Origin of the sequence: Corallococcus sicarius (assembly GCF_003611735.1) — a bacterium.
Taxonomy (GTDB): domain Bacteria; phylum Myxococcota; class Myxococcia; order Myxococcales; family Myxococcaceae; genus Corallococcus; species Corallococcus sicarius.
In genome coordinates this window covers 25,548-40,644 of the sequence record NZ_RAWG01000062.1, presented here as the reverse complement: position 1 = coordinate 40,644, position 15,097 = coordinate 25,548, and the positions used below count along the sequence as shown (strand labels likewise).

Annotated in this window: 15 protein-coding genes; 12 read left to right on the top strand and 3 right to left on the bottom strand. The window is 71.8% G+C overall.

Annotation, left to right across the window (positions count from 1 at the left end):
* Positions 1-2,599: O-antigen ligase family protein (locus D7X12_RS12615; RefSeq protein ID WP_439329362.1), on the top strand; the 2,599-nt coding region annotated here is incomplete at its 5' end.
* 5 nt (positions 2,600-2,604) lie between these two features.
* Here D7X12_RS12615 and D7X12_RS12610 read toward each other — a convergent pair.
* Positions 2,605-3,138 (bottom strand): aminoacyl-tRNA deacylase, encoded by a 534-nt coding sequence (locus tag D7X12_RS12610; RefSeq protein ID WP_120625519.1) that lies wholly within the window; start codon positions 3,136-3,138, stop codon positions 2,605-2,607.
* Between the two features lie 135 nt (positions 3,139-3,273).
* Positions 3,274-4,596: an N-succinylarginine dihydrolase gene (gene astB, locus D7X12_RS12605; protein WP_120625518.1), complete on the bottom strand. Its 1,323-nt coding sequence runs from the start codon at positions 4,594-4,596 to the stop codon at positions 3,274-3,276.
* Between the two features lie 18 nt (positions 4,597-4,614).
* On the opposite strand from astB, the gene D7X12_RS12600 reads away from it, so the two are divergent.
* The 11 genes from D7X12_RS12600 to D7X12_RS12550 all read left to right on the top strand — a co-directional run bounded on the left by D7X12_RS12600 (position 4,615) and on the right by D7X12_RS12550 (position 14,594).
* Positions 4,615-5,568, top strand: a complete 954-nt coding sequence (locus D7X12_RS12600) for a lysophospholipid acyltransferase family protein (protein ID WP_120625517.1) — start codon at positions 4,615-4,617, stop codon at positions 5,566-5,568.
* 13 nt (positions 5,569-5,581) lie between these two features.
* A complete protein-coding gene (locus tag D7X12_RS12595) occupies positions 5,582-6,133 on the top strand; it encodes an LptA/OstA family protein (protein ID WP_120625516.1) in 552 nt (183 codons plus the stop codon).
* Positions 6,130-6,786 (top strand): LptA/OstA family protein, encoded by a 657-nt coding sequence (locus D7X12_RS12590; protein ID WP_120625515.1) that lies wholly within the window; start codon positions 6,130-6,132, stop codon positions 6,784-6,786. Before D7X12_RS12595 ends, D7X12_RS12590 begins: the two co-directional genes overlap by 4 nt.
* A complete protein-coding gene (lptB, locus tag D7X12_RS12585; protein ID WP_120625514.1) occupies positions 6,783-7,526 on the top strand; it encodes an LPS export ABC transporter ATP-binding protein in 744 nt (247 codons plus the stop codon). The genes D7X12_RS12590 and lptB overlap by 4 nt, the downstream gene beginning before the upstream one ends.
* A gap of 252 nt (positions 7,527-7,778) precedes the next feature.
* Positions 7,779-9,299 carry an RNA polymerase factor sigma-54 gene (rpoN, locus tag D7X12_RS12580; protein ID WP_120625513.1) on the top strand — a complete coding sequence of 507 codons (1,521 nt, stop codon included), beginning with the start codon at positions 7,779-7,781 and terminating at the stop codon, positions 9,297-9,299.
* 63 nt (positions 9,300-9,362) lie between these two features.
* Positions 9,363-10,004, top strand: a complete 642-nt coding sequence (locus D7X12_RS12575) for a GNAT family N-acetyltransferase (RefSeq protein WP_120625512.1) — start codon at positions 9,363-9,365, stop codon at positions 10,002-10,004.
* Between the two features lie 18 nt (positions 10,005-10,022).
* Positions 10,023-10,832, top strand: coding sequence for a hypothetical protein (locus D7X12_RS12570; RefSeq protein WP_244224510.1), 810 nt, complete (start codon positions 10,023-10,025; stop codon positions 10,830-10,832).
* Positions 10,833-11,103: 271 nt separating this feature from the next.
* The gene (gene hpf, locus D7X12_RS12565) at positions 11,104-11,790 is read left to right on the top strand and encodes a ribosome hibernation-promoting factor, HPF/YfiA family (protein ID WP_120625511.1); all 687 of its coding nucleotides are present in this window, start codon (positions 11,104-11,106) and stop codon (positions 11,788-11,790) included.
* 194 nt (positions 11,791-11,984) lie between these two features.
* Entirely contained in the window at positions 11,985-12,446 is a 462-nt protein-coding gene (locus D7X12_RS12560; RefSeq protein ID WP_120625510.1) for a PTS sugar transporter subunit IIA, read from the top strand.
* A gap of 24 nt (positions 12,447-12,470) precedes the next feature.
* The gene (locus D7X12_RS12555; RefSeq protein ID WP_120625509.1) at positions 12,471-13,316 is read left to right on the top strand and encodes a hypothetical protein; all 846 of its coding nucleotides are present in this window, start codon (positions 12,471-12,473) and stop codon (positions 13,314-13,316) included.
* A 153-nt stretch (positions 13,317-13,469) separates the two neighbouring features.
* Entirely contained in the window at positions 13,470-14,594 is a 1,125-nt protein-coding gene (locus D7X12_RS12550; protein WP_120625522.1) for an alpha/beta hydrolase family protein, read from the top strand.
* Here D7X12_RS12550 and dtd read toward each other — a convergent pair.
* The gene (dtd, locus tag D7X12_RS12545; RefSeq protein WP_120625508.1) at positions 14,591-15,058 is read right to left on the bottom strand and encodes a D-aminoacyl-tRNA deacylase; all 468 of its coding nucleotides are present in this window, start codon (positions 15,056-15,058) and stop codon (positions 14,591-14,593) included. The two genes, D7X12_RS12550 and dtd, sit on opposite strands and share 4 nt — an antisense overlap.
* Between the last annotated feature and the right edge of the window lie 39 nt (positions 15,059-15,097).

Below are 15,097 nucleotides of genomic sequence, written 5' to 3'. Positions count from 1 at the left end.
ACATACTTCCGCCCTGTCCATGGCCCCCGAGTCCCGCCGCGTCTCCCGGTACACCCTGTCCGCCGAGGCCGCGCTCGCGGCGCTTCTGGTGCTGGGGCCGGTGGCGCTGGGCGGCGCGGCGCGCTGGGTGTCCTGGCCGCTGGGTGTCCTGGCCGGGCTGGCCGCGGTGCTCGCCGTGCTGGGCGCGCGGCGGCAGGGGGAGTCCCCGCGCATCCCGCTCCTCGCGGCGCCACTCGTGGGCGGCGTGCTGCTGTGCGCGTTGCAGCTCGTGCCGCTGCCGCCGGCGGTGCTCGCGTGGGTGAGCCCGGAGGCCGCGGCGCTGCGCGAGGACCTGCTGGTGCCGCTGGGCCTCACGGGCTTCCGGCCGGTGTCGCTGGAGCCCGCCGCCACCTGGCGGGAGCTGGCGAAGCACGGGGCATATCTGCTGACGTTCCTGGCGGCGGCGCAGGTGTGCCGCGCGCGGGCGTCGCGCAAGCGGCTGTTGACGGTGCTGGCCTTCACGGGCGCGGCGGTGGCGGCGGTGGGCCTGGGCCATGCGCTCTTCGGCGTGGAGATGCTGTTCGGCCTCCGGGCGTACGTGCACGCGAGGCCGCCGCTGGTGACGCCGTTCGGCAACCCCAACCACCTCGCGGGCTTCCTGGGGCTGGCGGCGACGGTGGCGGTGGGCCTGGCGCTGTCGAAGCAGCCGCGCGCGCGGGCGTGGCCCTTCGCGGCGGCGGCGCTCGTCTCCGGCGCGGGCGTGCTGCTGTCGCTGTCGCGTGCGGGCATCGTGTTCTTCATCTTCGGGCAGGTGCTGCTCGCCGGCTGGCTGTCGAAGCAGCGGCGTGAGGCGCGCACGCCCTCCAGGCCTTCCTGGGGACGGGGCGCGGCGGTGCTGCTGGGGCTGCTGGCGACGCTGTCGGTGGGCGCGTACCTGGCGGCGGATCAGCTCTGGGCGGAGGCGCGCACGGCGGACAGCGTGGCGTCCCTGCGACGCGGCAAGGTGGAGCCGTGGCCGATGATGGCCCGCGCGGCCCGCGCCTTCCCGGTGCTGGGCATGGGGCGGGGCGCGTTCGAGGCCGCCTTCCCGCGCTACCAGACCGAGCCCAACCCCAACACCTTCACGCACCCGGAGAACGCGGTGCTCCAGGTGGCGACGGAGTGGGGCGTGCCGGGCCTGCTGCTCTTGGCGCTGGGCCTCTGGGGCTTCGTGCGCCTCGTGCGGCGCGAGGGCCACGGGCCGGTGGACCTGGCGGCGCTGTCGGGCGTGGCGGCGCTGGCGCTGCACAACCTCTTCGACTTCAGCCTGGAGCTGCCCGCGTGCGCCGTCGCCGTGGCGGTGGCCCTGGGCGCGGTGGCGCGGCCTCGCGAAGCGGAGCGCATGTTCGCCCGGCGCACGCGGACGGGGGCGCTGCCCACGGGCCCCGCGCTGGCGCTGGCGGCGGGGCTCGCGGCGGGGGTGCTCGTCGCGCTCGTGCCGGGCGCTCAGCGGATGGTGGACGCGGAAGCCCGACTGGCGGACCGCGTGTCGGCCCGGGCCCCCGGGGCGGAGGTCCGCGCGTTGGGGCTCGAGCTCATCGACGCGCACCCGGCGGACTACCTGCTGTACCGGCTGGTGGCGATGGCCTCCGCGAGGGACGGGGCGGCGGGCGCGCAGGAGGCGTTGGCGTTCGTCAACCGCGCGCTGTACCTGCGTCCGCTCGATGCCCCGTCGCACCGCGTGGCGGCGCGCGCGCTCCTGCACCTGGGCCGGCGCGCGCAGGGCTTCCTCGAATACCGCCTGTCCCACGAGGCCGGCGACACGCGCGTGCTCCTCTCCGAAGCGCTGCCCCTGGCCCGCACGCCGGAGGAGCTGCGGACGCTCACGTCCGAGGCGCCCGGACAGGCCCTGGAGCTGGCCGCGGCGCTGCTCGCCGTGCCCGAGCGTCGCGCGCTGGGGCTGGCCTGGCTCGCCTGGGCGCGCGAGCACTTCGAGGGGCGGCCCGACGCCACGGCGCTGTGGATGCACGAGGCGCGCGGCCGGCTGGCGCAGGGAGAGCTGCCCGCGGCGGAGGCGGCCTGCGCGGAGGTGGAGCGACGTGCGCCGGACGCCCTGGCCACGCACCTGCTGCGCGCGGAGGTGTGGCGCGCGCAGGGCAGGGGGGCGGAGGCGCTCCAGGCCCTGGAGGCCCTCGCGAAGCGCTTCCCCCAGGACGTGGAGCTGGCCTTCTCCCTGGCGGCGCGGCAGCAGGAGGCGGGGCTGACGCGGCGGTCGCGCGACACGCTGGCCGCGGTGGCGCCCTTCCTCACGAACCTCCAGCAGCGCGCGCGGCTGCTCTCACTGGAGGCGGACTGCTTCGAGCGCGAGGGGCTGCTGGCCCGCGCGCTGGAGCAGCGGCGCTCGGTCGTGGGACTGGTGCCCAACCCGGACGGCCACTTCGCGGTGGCCCGCCTGCAGGAGCAGCTGTCGCGCCATGACGCGGCGGCGCGGTCGGTCCACGAAGGACTGCGGCTCATGCCGCCCGGAAGAAGCAGCCAGCGCACCCAGGCCGAGGCCTGGGCAGCGCGGCTGGAAGCCCACGAGCGTGCTCAGGTGGACGCACGCCGCCAGGAGCGGATCAGCGACGCCCCCGGCCCCTGACGACATCAGGCCTGGGCGCCCGACTCCTCGATGGAACCCGGGTAGGGCTCGTCCTCCGCGTGCGACTCCTCGGAGGGGGGCTGGATGAACGACGCGACCAGCGGCCACTCCAGCCGCGCGAAGTCCTGGAAGCGCAGCTCCAGGGCCTCCTCGTGCGAGCCCGCGCGAAAGAGCAGGCGCTCATTGAGGCTGAGCGACTCATCGATCGCCACGGGCATGCCGTACAGCTCTCCGAAAGGCGGCTCGGCCCCCGGCTCACACCCCGGGAAGTGGTCGACGAACTCGGCCTCCGTGGCCAGCCGCACCGAGTGAGCGCCCAGCATGTCGCGCACCTGGCGCAGGTCCACCGAGGCGAGCGCGGGCACGACGATGATCCACGGTTGTCGGTTCGCCTTCACGATGACGGACTTGGCCACGCGCCAGCTCGGCACATTCAGGACCTCCACCAGCTCCATCGCGCTCTCAGCCCGAGCGTGGGCATAGCGCTCGAAGGGGACGCGATGGCGCCGGAGGTACTGCTGGATGGCGGTCGGGATCATGGGGACGTCACCTCCTTGCCATGAAGGTGTGTCCGGACGACGCGTGGGGCCATTCGCCATTCGGTCCAGGGCGGACGCGCCTGCCTGCGCCCGTCCGGCGCTTCGGAGGGCGGGCAGGCAAGGCTTGCGCACGGCCTACTGCTGGAAATCGTACACGCTGCCCAGCTTGAGCAGGCGCGTCAGCTCGTCGAGCGCGGTCATCGTCTCGCGCGCCAGCAGCGGATCCCTCACGTCGTCGGGGCGCAGCACGTCGCGGTAGTGGCGCCGCACCCAGGCCGCCAGCGTCTCGTGCAGGGCGGGTGAGTAGAAGACATCCGCGGTGATGGCGGCCCGCTCCGCGTCCGTCAGGGAGATGCGCTGGCGCAGGCACGCCGGGCCCCCGCCGTTGTTCATGGACTGCCGCACGTCCAGGTAGTGCACCGCCTTCACCGGGTTGTCCTCGGCGACGACGCGCTCCAGGAAGGCGCGCGCGTGGGGCGTCTCGCGGCTCTCGATGGGCGCGACGATGGCCATGGTGCCGTCCGGCAGCGACAGCACCTGCGAGTTGAACGGGTAGGCCTTCACCGCGTCCTTCACCGGCAGCTCGTCGTTCGTCGCCACCACGGAGCGGAAGTCCGCCCCCAGCTTCTGGCGCAGCGTCTGGAGGAGCGCGGGGTGGTCCACGAACGCCAGCGCGTGCAGCATGAGGAAGCGCTCGTTGCCCACCGCGAGCACGTCGGTGTGGAACGCGCCCGCGTCGATGCCGTCCGGATGCTGCTGCGGAAGGACGACCTGCCCGGGGTCCAGCTGGTGCAGCCGCGCCAGGGCCTCGCTTGCCTCCAGCGTCTGACGCGCGGGGAAGCGCTGCGGCCCCTTCACGTCCTGCCACGCGCTGCGGCCCCACGCGAGCAGGTGCACCGCCTTGTGCCCCCGCGTCTCCAGGCGCGTGTGGTTCGCCGCGCCCTCGTCCGCGAAGTGCGCGGCGCCCGGCAGCGGGGCATGGACCTGGAAGTGCTTCGGATCCGCGAAGATGGCGCGCAGCACCGCGTGGGTGGTGTCCGCCTCGATGGCGCGGTGGAACATCTGCGTGAGGTTCGCGGGCGTCAGGTGCACCCGGCCGTCCGCGGTGTCCGCCGACGGCGCGACGGTGGCCGCGTTCGCCGTCCACATGGCGGAGGCGCTGGAGGTGAGGCGCAGGAGGTGCTCCGCGTCGCGCGCGGCGCGCGTGATGACCTCCTCGTCGGTGCCCGTGAAGCCCAGCGTGCGCAGCGTGCGCAGGGACGGGCGCGGCTGGGGCGGCAGCACCGCCTGCCCCACGCCCAGCTCCGCGACGAAGCGCATCTTCTCCAGTCCCTGGAGCGCCGCCTCCCGGGGCTGGCTGGACTGGCCCCCGTGGGTTTGTGACGCCAGGTTGCCCGGCGAGAGGCCGGCGTAATTGTGGGTCGGACCAATGAGGCCGTCGAAGTTGTATTCGCGCATGGGATATGGAGACGCGTCGTGGAGCGTCCTCCCCTAACTAAGCGCCTGAAGCGTACCCTGCGCTACCTGCTCATCGCCGGGATGTTGCGCCTGCTCCAGTTCCTCTCGCTGGGGACGGCCCGCGCCCTGGGGATGACGCTGGGCGGCTGGGCCTATGCCCTGGCCGGCGGCGAGCGGCGCAAGGCCCTCAAGTCGCTCGCCCGCGCCTTCCCCGACCGCAGCGACGCCGAACGTGACGCGCTCGCCCGTGACGCCTTCCGCCACCTGGCCGCCGCCGCCCTGGAGGTCGCCTCCACGCGCGCGCTGGAGGCCGGGCTGGAGACCCTGGTGTCCTGGCCCGCCGAGGACCGGCGGGTGCTGGAGGCCGCGCTGGCCCGGGGGAAGGGCGTCGTCTTCGTGTCCGGCCACGTGGGCAACTGGGAGCTGCTCGCCCGGCGCGTGGCGAAGGCGGGCTACCCCAGCCAGAGCATCGCGAAGGAGACCAGCGACCCGCGCCTCACCGCGCTCGTGGAGGACTTCCGGGCGAAGGGCGGGGTGCGCAGCATCTGGCGCGGCCAGGAGGGCGCGGCCCGGGCCATGCTCCGGGCCCTGCGCAGCGGGGAGATTCTCGGCATCCTCATCGACCAGGACACCAGGGTGCAGTCCGTCTTCGTGCCCTTCTTCGGGGAGCTGGCCGCCACCCCGCGCGCGGCGGCGGACCTGGCGCTGCGCACCGGCGCGGCGGTGGTGGTGGGCTTCTGCCAGCGCGAGGGCCCGGGCTACCGGCTCACCATGGAGGAGGTGCCTGCCCCGGAGGTGACGGACCGCGAGCAGGCCGTCCAGGCCCTCACCGCCGCCCTGTCGCAGCGCATCGAGGCGGCCATCCGCCGGGCGCCCGAACAGTGGGTGTGGATGCACCAACGGTGGAAGACGCGTCCTCCCGAGGACGCCCGCCCGGCCCTTGCCGACACAGCGTCCGCCCCGTCGCGGTGATAAGGAAGGACCCGTGTCGCGCCTGCTTGCCTTGAGCTTCCTGGGACTCCTCGCCACCGCCTGCGCGCCGCGCCGGCCCGCCGAGGGCGCCGCGAACGAGCCGCGCCCGGACGTGGTGCTGGAGGGCGCGCGCCTGCGCTCGTTCGAAGGCGACAAGCTGGTGGTCTCTGGCACCGCCGCGCGCGTCCTCTACCGACGCGCGGGCGGCGAGGTGCAGGCGACGAACGTGACCGTGCGGCTGCCGCCCGGCCAGGGCACACGCAGCTCGCCCCTCCCCCTGGAGGGCGGGACGGAAATCACGGCCCCGAATATGGACGGCAGCCTCGCGTCCAGACAGTGGGTGGGCACCGGAGGTGTCGTCGTCCGCACGGGCGACGGCATGGTGGCCCGCACGCCGAAGCTCACGTACGACGCCACGGTGCAGCGGGCGCATGGCGAGGAGGGCGTGACGATGAAGGGCCCCGACTACCAGATGCGGGCGGACCGCTTCGTGCTGTCCGCCCCGGATGAGACGTTCACCTTCGAGGGCGCGGTCGAGACCGTGCTGGGTGGAGCGACGCAGTGATTGAGTTCCTCGTGATGGCGCTGTTCCTGGCCCAGCCCGTACCGGCCCAGGCCGCCCAGGCCACGCCGCCTGCCGCCCCGGGCACGCAGGCCGTGGCCCCGAAGCCCGGCTCCGTGACGCCGAAGCCCGGTGCCCCGAAGCCCCCCGACGCGGGCACGCCTCCCGCACCGCTGCCCGCGCCGGGCGCCTCGCTGGCCCCCATGGACCTGCGCAACCCGGTGGACCTCTCCGCGGACCACGTCAGCGGCGACCGCGCCCAGGCGGTGCTCACCGGCAACGTGCGGGTGAAGCACCAGACCATGGACATCCGCTGCGACAAGATGACCGCCTACTACAACCAGCCGCGCCAGGTGACGCGCGTGGTGTGCGCCGGCAACGTGCGCGCCGTGGATGGCGACCGGCAGGCCCGCGGCGAGCGCGCCGACTACGACGTCCCCTCCGGCGTGCTGGTGGTGACGGGCTCCCCGGAGGCCCGCCAGGGCAACACCTACGTCACCGGCACCAAGGTGCGCCTGGTGCTGGGCAACGAGCGCGTGGAGGTGGAGAACGCCCGCATCCTCGTGGAGTCCCCCAACTCCACCGTCGCCCCCGGCACCCGCAAGAAGACCCCCGCGACGCCCAGGCCCGCGCCGCCGGGAGGCACCGCGCCATGACGGATGGCGCGAAGCTGTACGCGGAAGGGCTCCAGAAGGCCTTCCGCCGCCGCCAGGTGGTGCAGGGCGTCTCCTTCAACGTCGCCCCGGGCGAGGTGGTGGGCCTGCTGGGCCCCAACGGCGCCGGCAAGACGACGAGCTTCAACATGGTGGTGGGGCTGGTGACGCCGGACGCGGGCCGCGTGCGCGTGGGGGACGAGGACCTCACCCACCTGCCCATGCACCGCCGCGCGCGCCGGGGCGTGGGCTACCTGCCACAGGAGGCCTCCGTCTTCCGCAAGCTCACGGTGCGCCAGAACTTCCTGGCCGTCCTGGAGCTCCAGAAGGGGCTCTCCCGGGCGGAGCGGGAGAAGCGCGCCGACACCCTCCTGGAGGAGTTCGGCCTCACCCACGTGGGCGAGTCCTGGGGCGAGACGCTCTCCGGCGGCGAGCGCAGGCGCGCGGAGATTGCCCGCAGCCTCATCCCCGCCCCCCGCTTCATCCTCTTCGATGAGCCCTTCGCCGGCGTGGACCCCATCAACGTGGGCGACCTCCAGCGGCAGATCCACCTGCTGCGCGAGCGGGGCCTGGGCATCCTCATCACCGACCACAACGTCCAGGACACCCTGGGCATCTGTGACCGGGCCTACATTATCGCACAGGGGCAAATCCTGGAAGAGGGCACCCCCGCGCAGATCGCCGGGTCCGCCCGTGCCAGAGCCGTCTACCTGGGAGACCGCTTCCGTTTACAAGCGCCCTGACGATCCAGACGCTGCGTGTGCCTCCAGATGCTCCGGGTGAAGTTGGCCCCGCTTTTGCGTCGACGTTTGAACATCGGGCAGGCAGGCGGGGGTTGTGGCAACCTTCTGGATTTCTTGCAGATTTCTCACACTGCAATCCAGGAACCACGCGGAGGGGCACTGGACGTGGCCGAGGGTCCTTGTTAGGTTGGCACGGTCCTTGATTGGAAACTCCATTCAAGTGGCATGCCCGTCCACTGGAGACGCCCCCTCATGGCGATGGAACTCAAACAGAGCCTGAAGCTTGCCCAGCAGCTGGTGATGACGCCCCAGTTGCAGCAGGCCATCAAGCTCCTCCAGCTCTCGCGAATGGAGCTCCTGGACCAGGTCCGCGAGGAGATGGAACAGAACCCGCTCCTGGAGCAGCCCGAAGAGGGGATGCCGGGAGAGGTGAGCGAGAAGGAGCCGGGCGAGGCCTCGCTGGAGGCCGACAACGCCGAGGCCATCCGCGACGGCGACATGCCCTCCGCGAACCCGGAGACCGCCCAGGAGTTCAAGGCGGACGGCGAGGGCCCCCCGGAGATTGACTGGGAGGCCTACCTCAACAGCTACCAGTTCAACGAGCCCACCACCGCCTCCAACAAGGGCAACGTGGCCACGGACGACCTGCCGTCGTTCGAAGCCAACATGGTGAAGAAGGAGGACCTGGTCGACCATCTCCAGGAGCAGCTGGGCACGCTGCGGCTCAACGAGGCCGAGCGCCGCGTGGCGGTGCTCATCCTGGGCAACCTGGACGACGACGGCTACCTCAAGCTCCCGGACATCGAAGGCGACCCGCTCATCCGCCTGTCCAACGAGGCGGACGTGCCCATGCACGTCGCCGAGCGCACCCTGCGCCGCATCCAGAACCTGGAGCCCCGGGGCTGCGGCGCGCGCGACCTGCAGGAGTGCCTGCTCATCCAGCTGCAGGCGATGAAGGATCCGCACGCCGCGCTGCTCGGCCTCATCATCAAGCGGCACATGAAGTATCTGGAGTCCAAGAACCTGCCGGCCATCGCCAAGGACCTCAAGGTCACCCTGGACGAAGTGGTGTCGGCGGCGAAGCTGCTGCCGAAGCTGGACCCGCGGCCGGGCCGCAACTTCAGCGGGGACGACGCGCAGTACATCACCCCCGACGTCTTCGTCTACAAGCTGGGCGAGGAGGACTACACCGTCGTCCTCAACGACGACGGCCTGTCCAAGCTGCGCATCTCCGGCATGTATCGGAACGCGCTGAAGAACGGCGCGGTGAGCCCCGGCCAGACGAAGGACTTCATCCAGGACAAGCTGCGCAGCGCGATGTGGCTCATCCGCTCCATCCACCAGCGGCAGCGGACCATCTACAAGGTCACCGAGAGCATCGTGAAGTTCCAGAAGGACTTCCTGGACAAGGGCATCGCGCACCTGAAGCCCCTCATCCTGCGCGACGTGGCGGAGGACATCGGCATGCACGAGTCCACCGTCAGCCGCGTGACGACGAGCAAGTACGTGCACACGCCGCAGGGCATCTTCGAGCTGAAGTACTTCTTCAACTCGTCCATCTCCCGCGTGTCCGGCGAGGACACGGCCAGCGAGGCCGTGAAGCACCACATCAAGCAGCTGGTGTCGCAGGAAGACTCGCGCAACCCGTACTCGGACCAGAAGCTGGTGGAGCTCTTGCGCTCGCAGGGCACGGAAATCGCTCGTCGCACGGTGGCCAAGTACCGCGAGGTGCTGGGCATCCTCCCCAGCAGCAAGCGCAAGCGCTACTACTAGCTAGCGGAGGCCCGCGACCCGGCCCTGCACATCCGGGCCGGAAGTGGGGCATGAAGCGGGTCCATGGACCCGCACGCCCCTGTCACCGACGCTGAAACTCCCCGCCGCGACCTCGTGCCCCTCGTCGTGCCGCCCGTCACCCTGGAGGGGACGGCGGTGCGGCTGGTGCCCCTCTCCACGGCCCACGTGCCCGCGCTCGCGGCGCTCTGCGAGCCGGAGCTGTTCGCGCACTTCTCGCGCGTGCTGCGCACGGAGGCGGACGTGGCGGACTACGTCGCCGCCGCGCTCCGGGCGGCGGACGCGGGCACCGAGCGCCCCTTCGCCATCTGTGAGCGGCAGAGCGGGGACGTGGTGGGGACCACGCGCTTCATGGAGATAAGCCGCGACTTCCGCACGCTGGAGATCGGCTCCACCTGGCTGGGGCGGCGGGCGTGGCGCACGCGGGTGAACACCGAGTGCAAGTACCTGCTCCTGCGCCACGCCTTCGACACCCTGGCGGTGATGCGCGTGCAGCTGAAGACGGACCGGCGGAACGAGCGCTCGCGCGCGGCCATCGCCCGCCTGGGGGCCACCTTCGAGGGCATCCTGCGCAACCACATGCTGGTGCGCGGCGGGCTCGTGCGCGACAGCGCGTACTACAGCATCCTCGACACCGAGTGGCCGGCCGTGGCGCAGCGTCTGTCCGGACTGCTCGCGCGGGAGTGAGCTAGGGTCGGCCGCGCCATGTCCTTCCCTGTGCTCTTCACGTGTCGGACCGTGGGCGGCCTCCGCGCCCTCGGTGTGTTTGGAACCCTGCTGTCACTGGTGTCCCTGGCTGGCTGTAGCGGCGGCGAGACGAAGGTCATGTCGCTCGCGGAGCTGTCGGACCGCTCGCTCACCTACGCGCTGGCGGACGTGGACGACGTCCTGACGCCGGACGCGCAGGGGGCGCACCGCTTCACGGTCAGCTACTCGGTGTCGAAGGACGGCGGCCCGTGCTCGCGCTTCGCCGACGACGTGACGGCCACCTTCAACGGCGAGCCCATGACGCTGGTGCCGGGCGGCGCGTCGGACGTGGGGGGCCGCGCGGACGCGTGCGAGAACAGCCGCGCCTTCTTCAACTACGACCCGGCCGCGTGGAGCCGGGAGCCGGTGGGCGACATCACCGTGCAGCTCCAGGACGCCACCCACACCGTGCGGCTGGTGCTCCAGGGCGCCAAGGCCAAGCGCCAGTTCACGTTCCAGGGGGAGGGCGCCCCGGACCGGCTGCGCGTGGGGCAGACCTACGCGTTCCTCTGGGAGCCCGCGACGGAGGTCCCTGGCCCCATCGAGGTCGTCCTCTTCCGCGAGGGCGGCCGGGCGCCCACCAACCTCACCGCCACGCAGGAGGGCGGCAAGGTGAGCATCACGATTCCGCCCAACACCCCGCAGGCGAACCACACCCTCACGATGGGCGCGGACCTGGCCGGCGTCGTGCGCGAGTGCGTGGGCGTGGCGTCATGCGACGGCGGCATCTTCCACTCGCAGGACTTCGTGCTCTCCGTCGTTCCCTGACGCCGTGCTCCGGAGGCGGGCGGGCAGGCGCTGGCGCGCGCGGGGGACCTCGCGGGGGATTCCGGCAGGGCCCGGGTCGGAAAATGGGACCCGGGTCGGAATGCCCCACCCCTGACCGGCAACGGACACAACACGTGTCCTCTAGCGGTCGCTTGCGCGCGCGCATGTCGAGAACGGGAAATGCCAACCTGGAGGGACGGGTTGCTTTCGGCGTGGGCTCCGTCTCTGATCTGTGACGGAGCTTACCTCTCTCCCTAGGAGGCGGCCACGCATGCAGCTCAACATCACCTTCCGTCAGTTCGGAGCGTCGGATTCCCTGAAGGAGTACGCCCGTGAGAAGGTCGAACGGGTGAACCGACTGCTGGACCGGGCTGGAGAGGCCCACGTGGTCCTGTCGTTGGAGCGGCACCTGCACCACGCGGACATCACCATCCACTCGGGCGCCTGGGTCCTCCGGGGGCGTGAGAAGAGCGATGACATGTACGCGTCCATCGACCTCGCGATGGACAAGATCGAACGGCAGCTGCGCCGCTACCGCGACAAGCTCAAGTCGCACCACGGCAAGGAGAAGGTGCACCACCGCCAGGACCTGGTGAACACGCTGAAGGTCCGCCACGACGTCTTCGAGGTCTCCGAGTCGCTGGAGTCCACCGAGGCCGGCGAGCCCGCCCAGGCGTCCGTCACGCCCGTGACTCCGGCCAAGGCCGGCTCCCGGCCCGACACGGCGCAGGCGGCCGAGGCGGGCATCGCGCGCCTGGTGCGCACCACGCACCTGGCCATCCAGTCGCTGTCGGTGGATGACGCGGTGATGCAGATGAACTTGATGAACAACGACTTCTACGTCTTCCAGAACCAGCAGTCGCAGGCGCTGTCCATCGTCTACCGCCGCAAGGAAGGCGGGTTCGGCCTCATCGAGCCGCACCTGCCATCCGAACCGGTGGCCGCCACCGGCACCTGACGTACCAGGTCCGGCCCCCCCCGCGCCGCTCACGCGCGGGGGGCGGTCGTGGCAAGCAGGGGAGACCCGGGGGCTGACGCTCAGTGAGCGAAGCGCTTTGCACCACCCAGGCGACCCTTGCGCGAATCCAGTGCGAGGAGTAATTGCCGGCCGAGGAATCATTGCCGGCCCGGAGCGCCAGTGCGGGAGCGCCATTGAGAATCGCCGATTTCCTCAGCCCCCAAGCAGTCGTCGCGGACATGCAGGCCCGCACGAAGGCGGAAGTGCTGCGCGAGCTGAGTGCCACCCTGGCGCGGGCGCACCCCAATCTGCGCGAGGAGCGGCTGGTTGCAGTGCTCCAGGAGCGCGAGAAGCTGGGCAGCACCGGCATTGGCGAGGGGGTGGCCATCCCCCACGGCAAGCTGGCGGGCATGGACAGCCTCCAGGCGGCCTTCTGCGTGTCGCGCGCGGGGGTGGACTTCGAGGCCATCGACGGCAAGCCCACGCACCTGTTCTTCGCCCTGGTGGCGCCGGAGAACAGCGCGGGCGTGCACCTGAAGGCGCTGGCGCGCATCTCGCGCCTCTTCAAGAACCCGCGCTTCCGGGCGGCCATCCTGGAGGCCCCGACGTCGTCGGACATCCACGCCCTCATCGTCCAGGAAGACGCGCGGCCCTGACGGCCGGCCCGGAAGGACGCCCCCATGGACGTCGTCCTGCGTCCCATCAACGACCGCTTCTTCCATGAGCTGGTGCTGCCGTTCTTCGCGCGCGCCATGGGGGATGCCTCCGGGGCGCTGGAGGCGCTGTCGAACCACCTGGGGGACCCGCAGTCCTTCACCCTCTGTCAGCGGCTGGCCATGTCGGCGTTGCCGGGGGGCGTGGGGTCGGTGGACTCGGACGGGTGGATGGACCTGGTGGACCGGCTCGTGTTCCAGCCCTGGCGCGAGGCGCCGGGCGGCTGGGAGGTGGGCGGGGCGCACGGTGGCTACGCGGATGAGTGGGACGAGGCGCTCAACCTGGCGCTGATGCTCGAGGACCCGGCCTATCCCTACTGGGACATCCGGGCCGCGCGGGCGGTGCGGGACAGCTTCCGCCTGCGCCCCCCCGGAGAGCAGGGGCTGGCGTCGCTCCTGGCCGGGCAGTGGGACCCCTTCCCGGACTTCCCGCCGGACCGCGTCTTCGTCACGCAGGGCCGGGGCGAGTACGCGGTCCGCGAGCGCTTCGCCTTCGCGGACTGGGCCTGGCGGCCGGCGCGCACGGTGCTGCACTGGCAGGTGAACCTGCCGCGCAAGCTGGAGCGGCTGCTGACGCGGGAGCAGGAGCGCATGAAGCTGCCCGTGCTCCCGGAGCGCGACGAGGTGCTGGGGTACTGGTCGGGCCGCGTGGCCCAGCCGCCGCCGCTCTCCGTGCTCTTCTCCGGCCTGGGCCCAAACGCGGCCACGTGGATCCGCGAGCTGGGGGCGCTCACCCTGCACCTGCGCTCTGCGGCGCAGACGAAGCAGGGGCTGGCGGCCCTGGTGACGCGCGGCACCACCGTCCGGTTGTAGCGGCCCGCGCTGGCTGAGCGCGTGGAACGGAGCGCCAGGGCCGGAAAGCGGGCCTCGGAGGCCGTGCCCTTGTGCCGGTGACTTCACGCCTTCCCGCGAAGTCGCATCCCGGCCATGCTCCTCGGGCCTCCACGCCCCTTCCGGATCCAGCCCATGCTCCGCCTCTCCCAGGCCGCCCCCGCGTCCCTCCGCCGGCTGACGGCCGTGTTCCTCGTCTCCGCGTCGCTGCTGTCGGGAGGCTGTACCTGCTCGAAGAAGGCCGCGGACAGCGCGCCGCGCACGGACCACGCATCGCTCTACGGGGCGGACGCGGCCCATGCGGTGGGCTTCACCCAATCGCTGACCTTCGAGGATCCGGTCCGCCGCCGCACGCTGAAGCCGCTCATCTGGTACCCGGTGGCCCCCGGCACGCCGATGGACAACCGCGCGCCCTCGGAGGTGTTCAAGCCCTTCTTCGCCGCGAAGGACGCGCCGCTGTCGGACGCCCGGGCGCGCTGGCCGCTGGTGCTGCTGTCGCATGGCAGCGGTGGGTCGGGCATCGACCTGTCCTGGTTCGGCGCGCACCTGGCGGCGCACGGCTTCATCGTCCTGTCGGTGAACCACCCGGGCAACACGTTCCAGGACACGAGCCCCCTGGGCTTCGCGAGGGCCTGGGAGCGGCCGAAGGACTTCACGGTCATCCTCGACCACCTCCTGAAGGACCCGACGTGGGGCCCGCGCGTGGATGCGGAGCGCATCGGCGCGTCGGGGCACTCCATGGGTGGCTACACGGCGATGGCGCTGGTGGGGCTGCGGCTCAACCTGGAATGGATTGAGAAGCGCTGCACGACGCCCGGCACCCGCGAGGAGATTGGCTGCGAGAGCCTGCGCGACGTGGACTACCGCCGCATCGACTTCAAGGAGTCGCGCGCGTCGTACCGGGACCCGCGCGTGAAGGCGGCCTTCGCGATGGCGCCGGGCATGGCCGCCTCCTTCGAAGCCCAGGACACGGCGGACATCCAGCAGCCGGTGGAACTCATCCTCGCCAAGGGGGACGAGCTGATGCCGCACGAGCAGCACGGCCTTCAACTGTCGGGGCGGATGCCTCCGGAGACCACGACGACGGTGGTGCTGGAGGAGGCAGGCCACTTCACCTTCCTGCCCGAGTGCCAGCCCAAGGGCTTCGAGGTCGTCGCCATGCTGTGCCAGGACGGCGTGGCCGGGACGCGCGCGGCCTCCCAGACGCGCACGAAGGCCGAAGGGGTGGCGTTCTTCCGGCGCACGCTGGACGTGCGTTAGGCCGGGGGCTTCGCCGCGGCCTTGGGCGGGCTCTCCAGCAGGATGGTGACGGGCCCGTCGTTGACGAGCGCGACCTTCATGTCCGCGCCGAAGATGCCGGTGCCCACGGTGAGGCCGCGCTGGCGCAGCGCTTCGCACGCGCGCTCGTAGAGGGCCTTGGCCGGCTCCGGCTCCATCGCGTCGATGAAGCTGGGCCTGCGGCCCTTGCGCGCATCCCCGTAGAGGGTGAACTGGCTGACGACGATGAGCTGCCGGGACGTGTCCTCCAGCGACAGGTTCATCTTCCCGTCGGCGTCCTCGAAGATGCGCAGCAGCGCGATCTTCTCCACCATCCACGCGAGGTCCGCGTCGGTGTCGCCCTTGCCCACGCCCAGGAGCACGAGCAGGCCGGGGCCCATCTGGCTCACGCGCTGTCCGTCCACCGTCACCGACGCTTCCAGCACCCGCTGCACCACGGCCTTCATGTCTTCGTCACCTCCGCGAAGGCTTGATGCCAGGGACGC

What these genes read in the sequence shown, in the direction of transcription:
- D7X12_RS12570 (WP_244224510.1), top strand. Translation starts at nt 10,023, where the DNA reads ATGTCCTTCCCTGTGCTCTTCACGTGTCGGACCGTGGGCGGCCTCCGC.
- D7X12_RS12555 (WP_120625509.1), top strand. Translation starts at nt 12,471, where the DNA reads ATGGACGTCGTCCTGCGTCCCATCAACGACCGCTTCTTCCATGAGCTG.
- rpoN (WP_120625513.1), top strand. Translation starts at nt 7,779, where the DNA reads ATGGCGATGGAACTCAAACAGAGCCTGAAGCTTGCCCAGCAGCTGGTG.
- dtd (WP_120625508.1), bottom strand. Translation starts at nt 15,058, where the DNA reads ATGAAGGCCGTGGTGCAGCGGGTGCTGGAAGCGTCGGTGACGGTGGAC.
- D7X12_RS12550 (WP_120625522.1), top strand. Translation starts at nt 13,470, where the DNA reads ATGCTCCGCCTCTCCCAGGCCGCCCCCGCGTCCCTCCGCCGGCTGACG.
- D7X12_RS12610 (WP_120625519.1), bottom strand. Translation starts at nt 3,138, where the DNA reads ATGATCCCGACCGCCATCCAGCAGTACCTCCGGCGCCATCGCGTCCCC.
- astB (WP_120625518.1), bottom strand. Translation starts at nt 4,596, where the DNA reads ATGCGCGAATACAACTTCGACGGCCTCATTGGTCCGACCCACAATTAC.
- D7X12_RS12575 (WP_120625512.1), top strand. Translation starts at nt 9,363, where the DNA reads ATGGACCCGCACGCCCCTGTCACCGACGCTGAAACTCCCCGCCGCGAC.
- lptB (WP_120625514.1), top strand. Translation starts at nt 6,783, where the DNA reads ATGACGGATGGCGCGAAGCTGTACGCGGAAGGGCTCCAGAAGGCCTTC.
- hpf (WP_120625511.1), top strand. Translation starts at nt 11,104, where the DNA reads ATGCAGCTCAACATCACCTTCCGTCAGTTCGGAGCGTCGGATTCCCTG.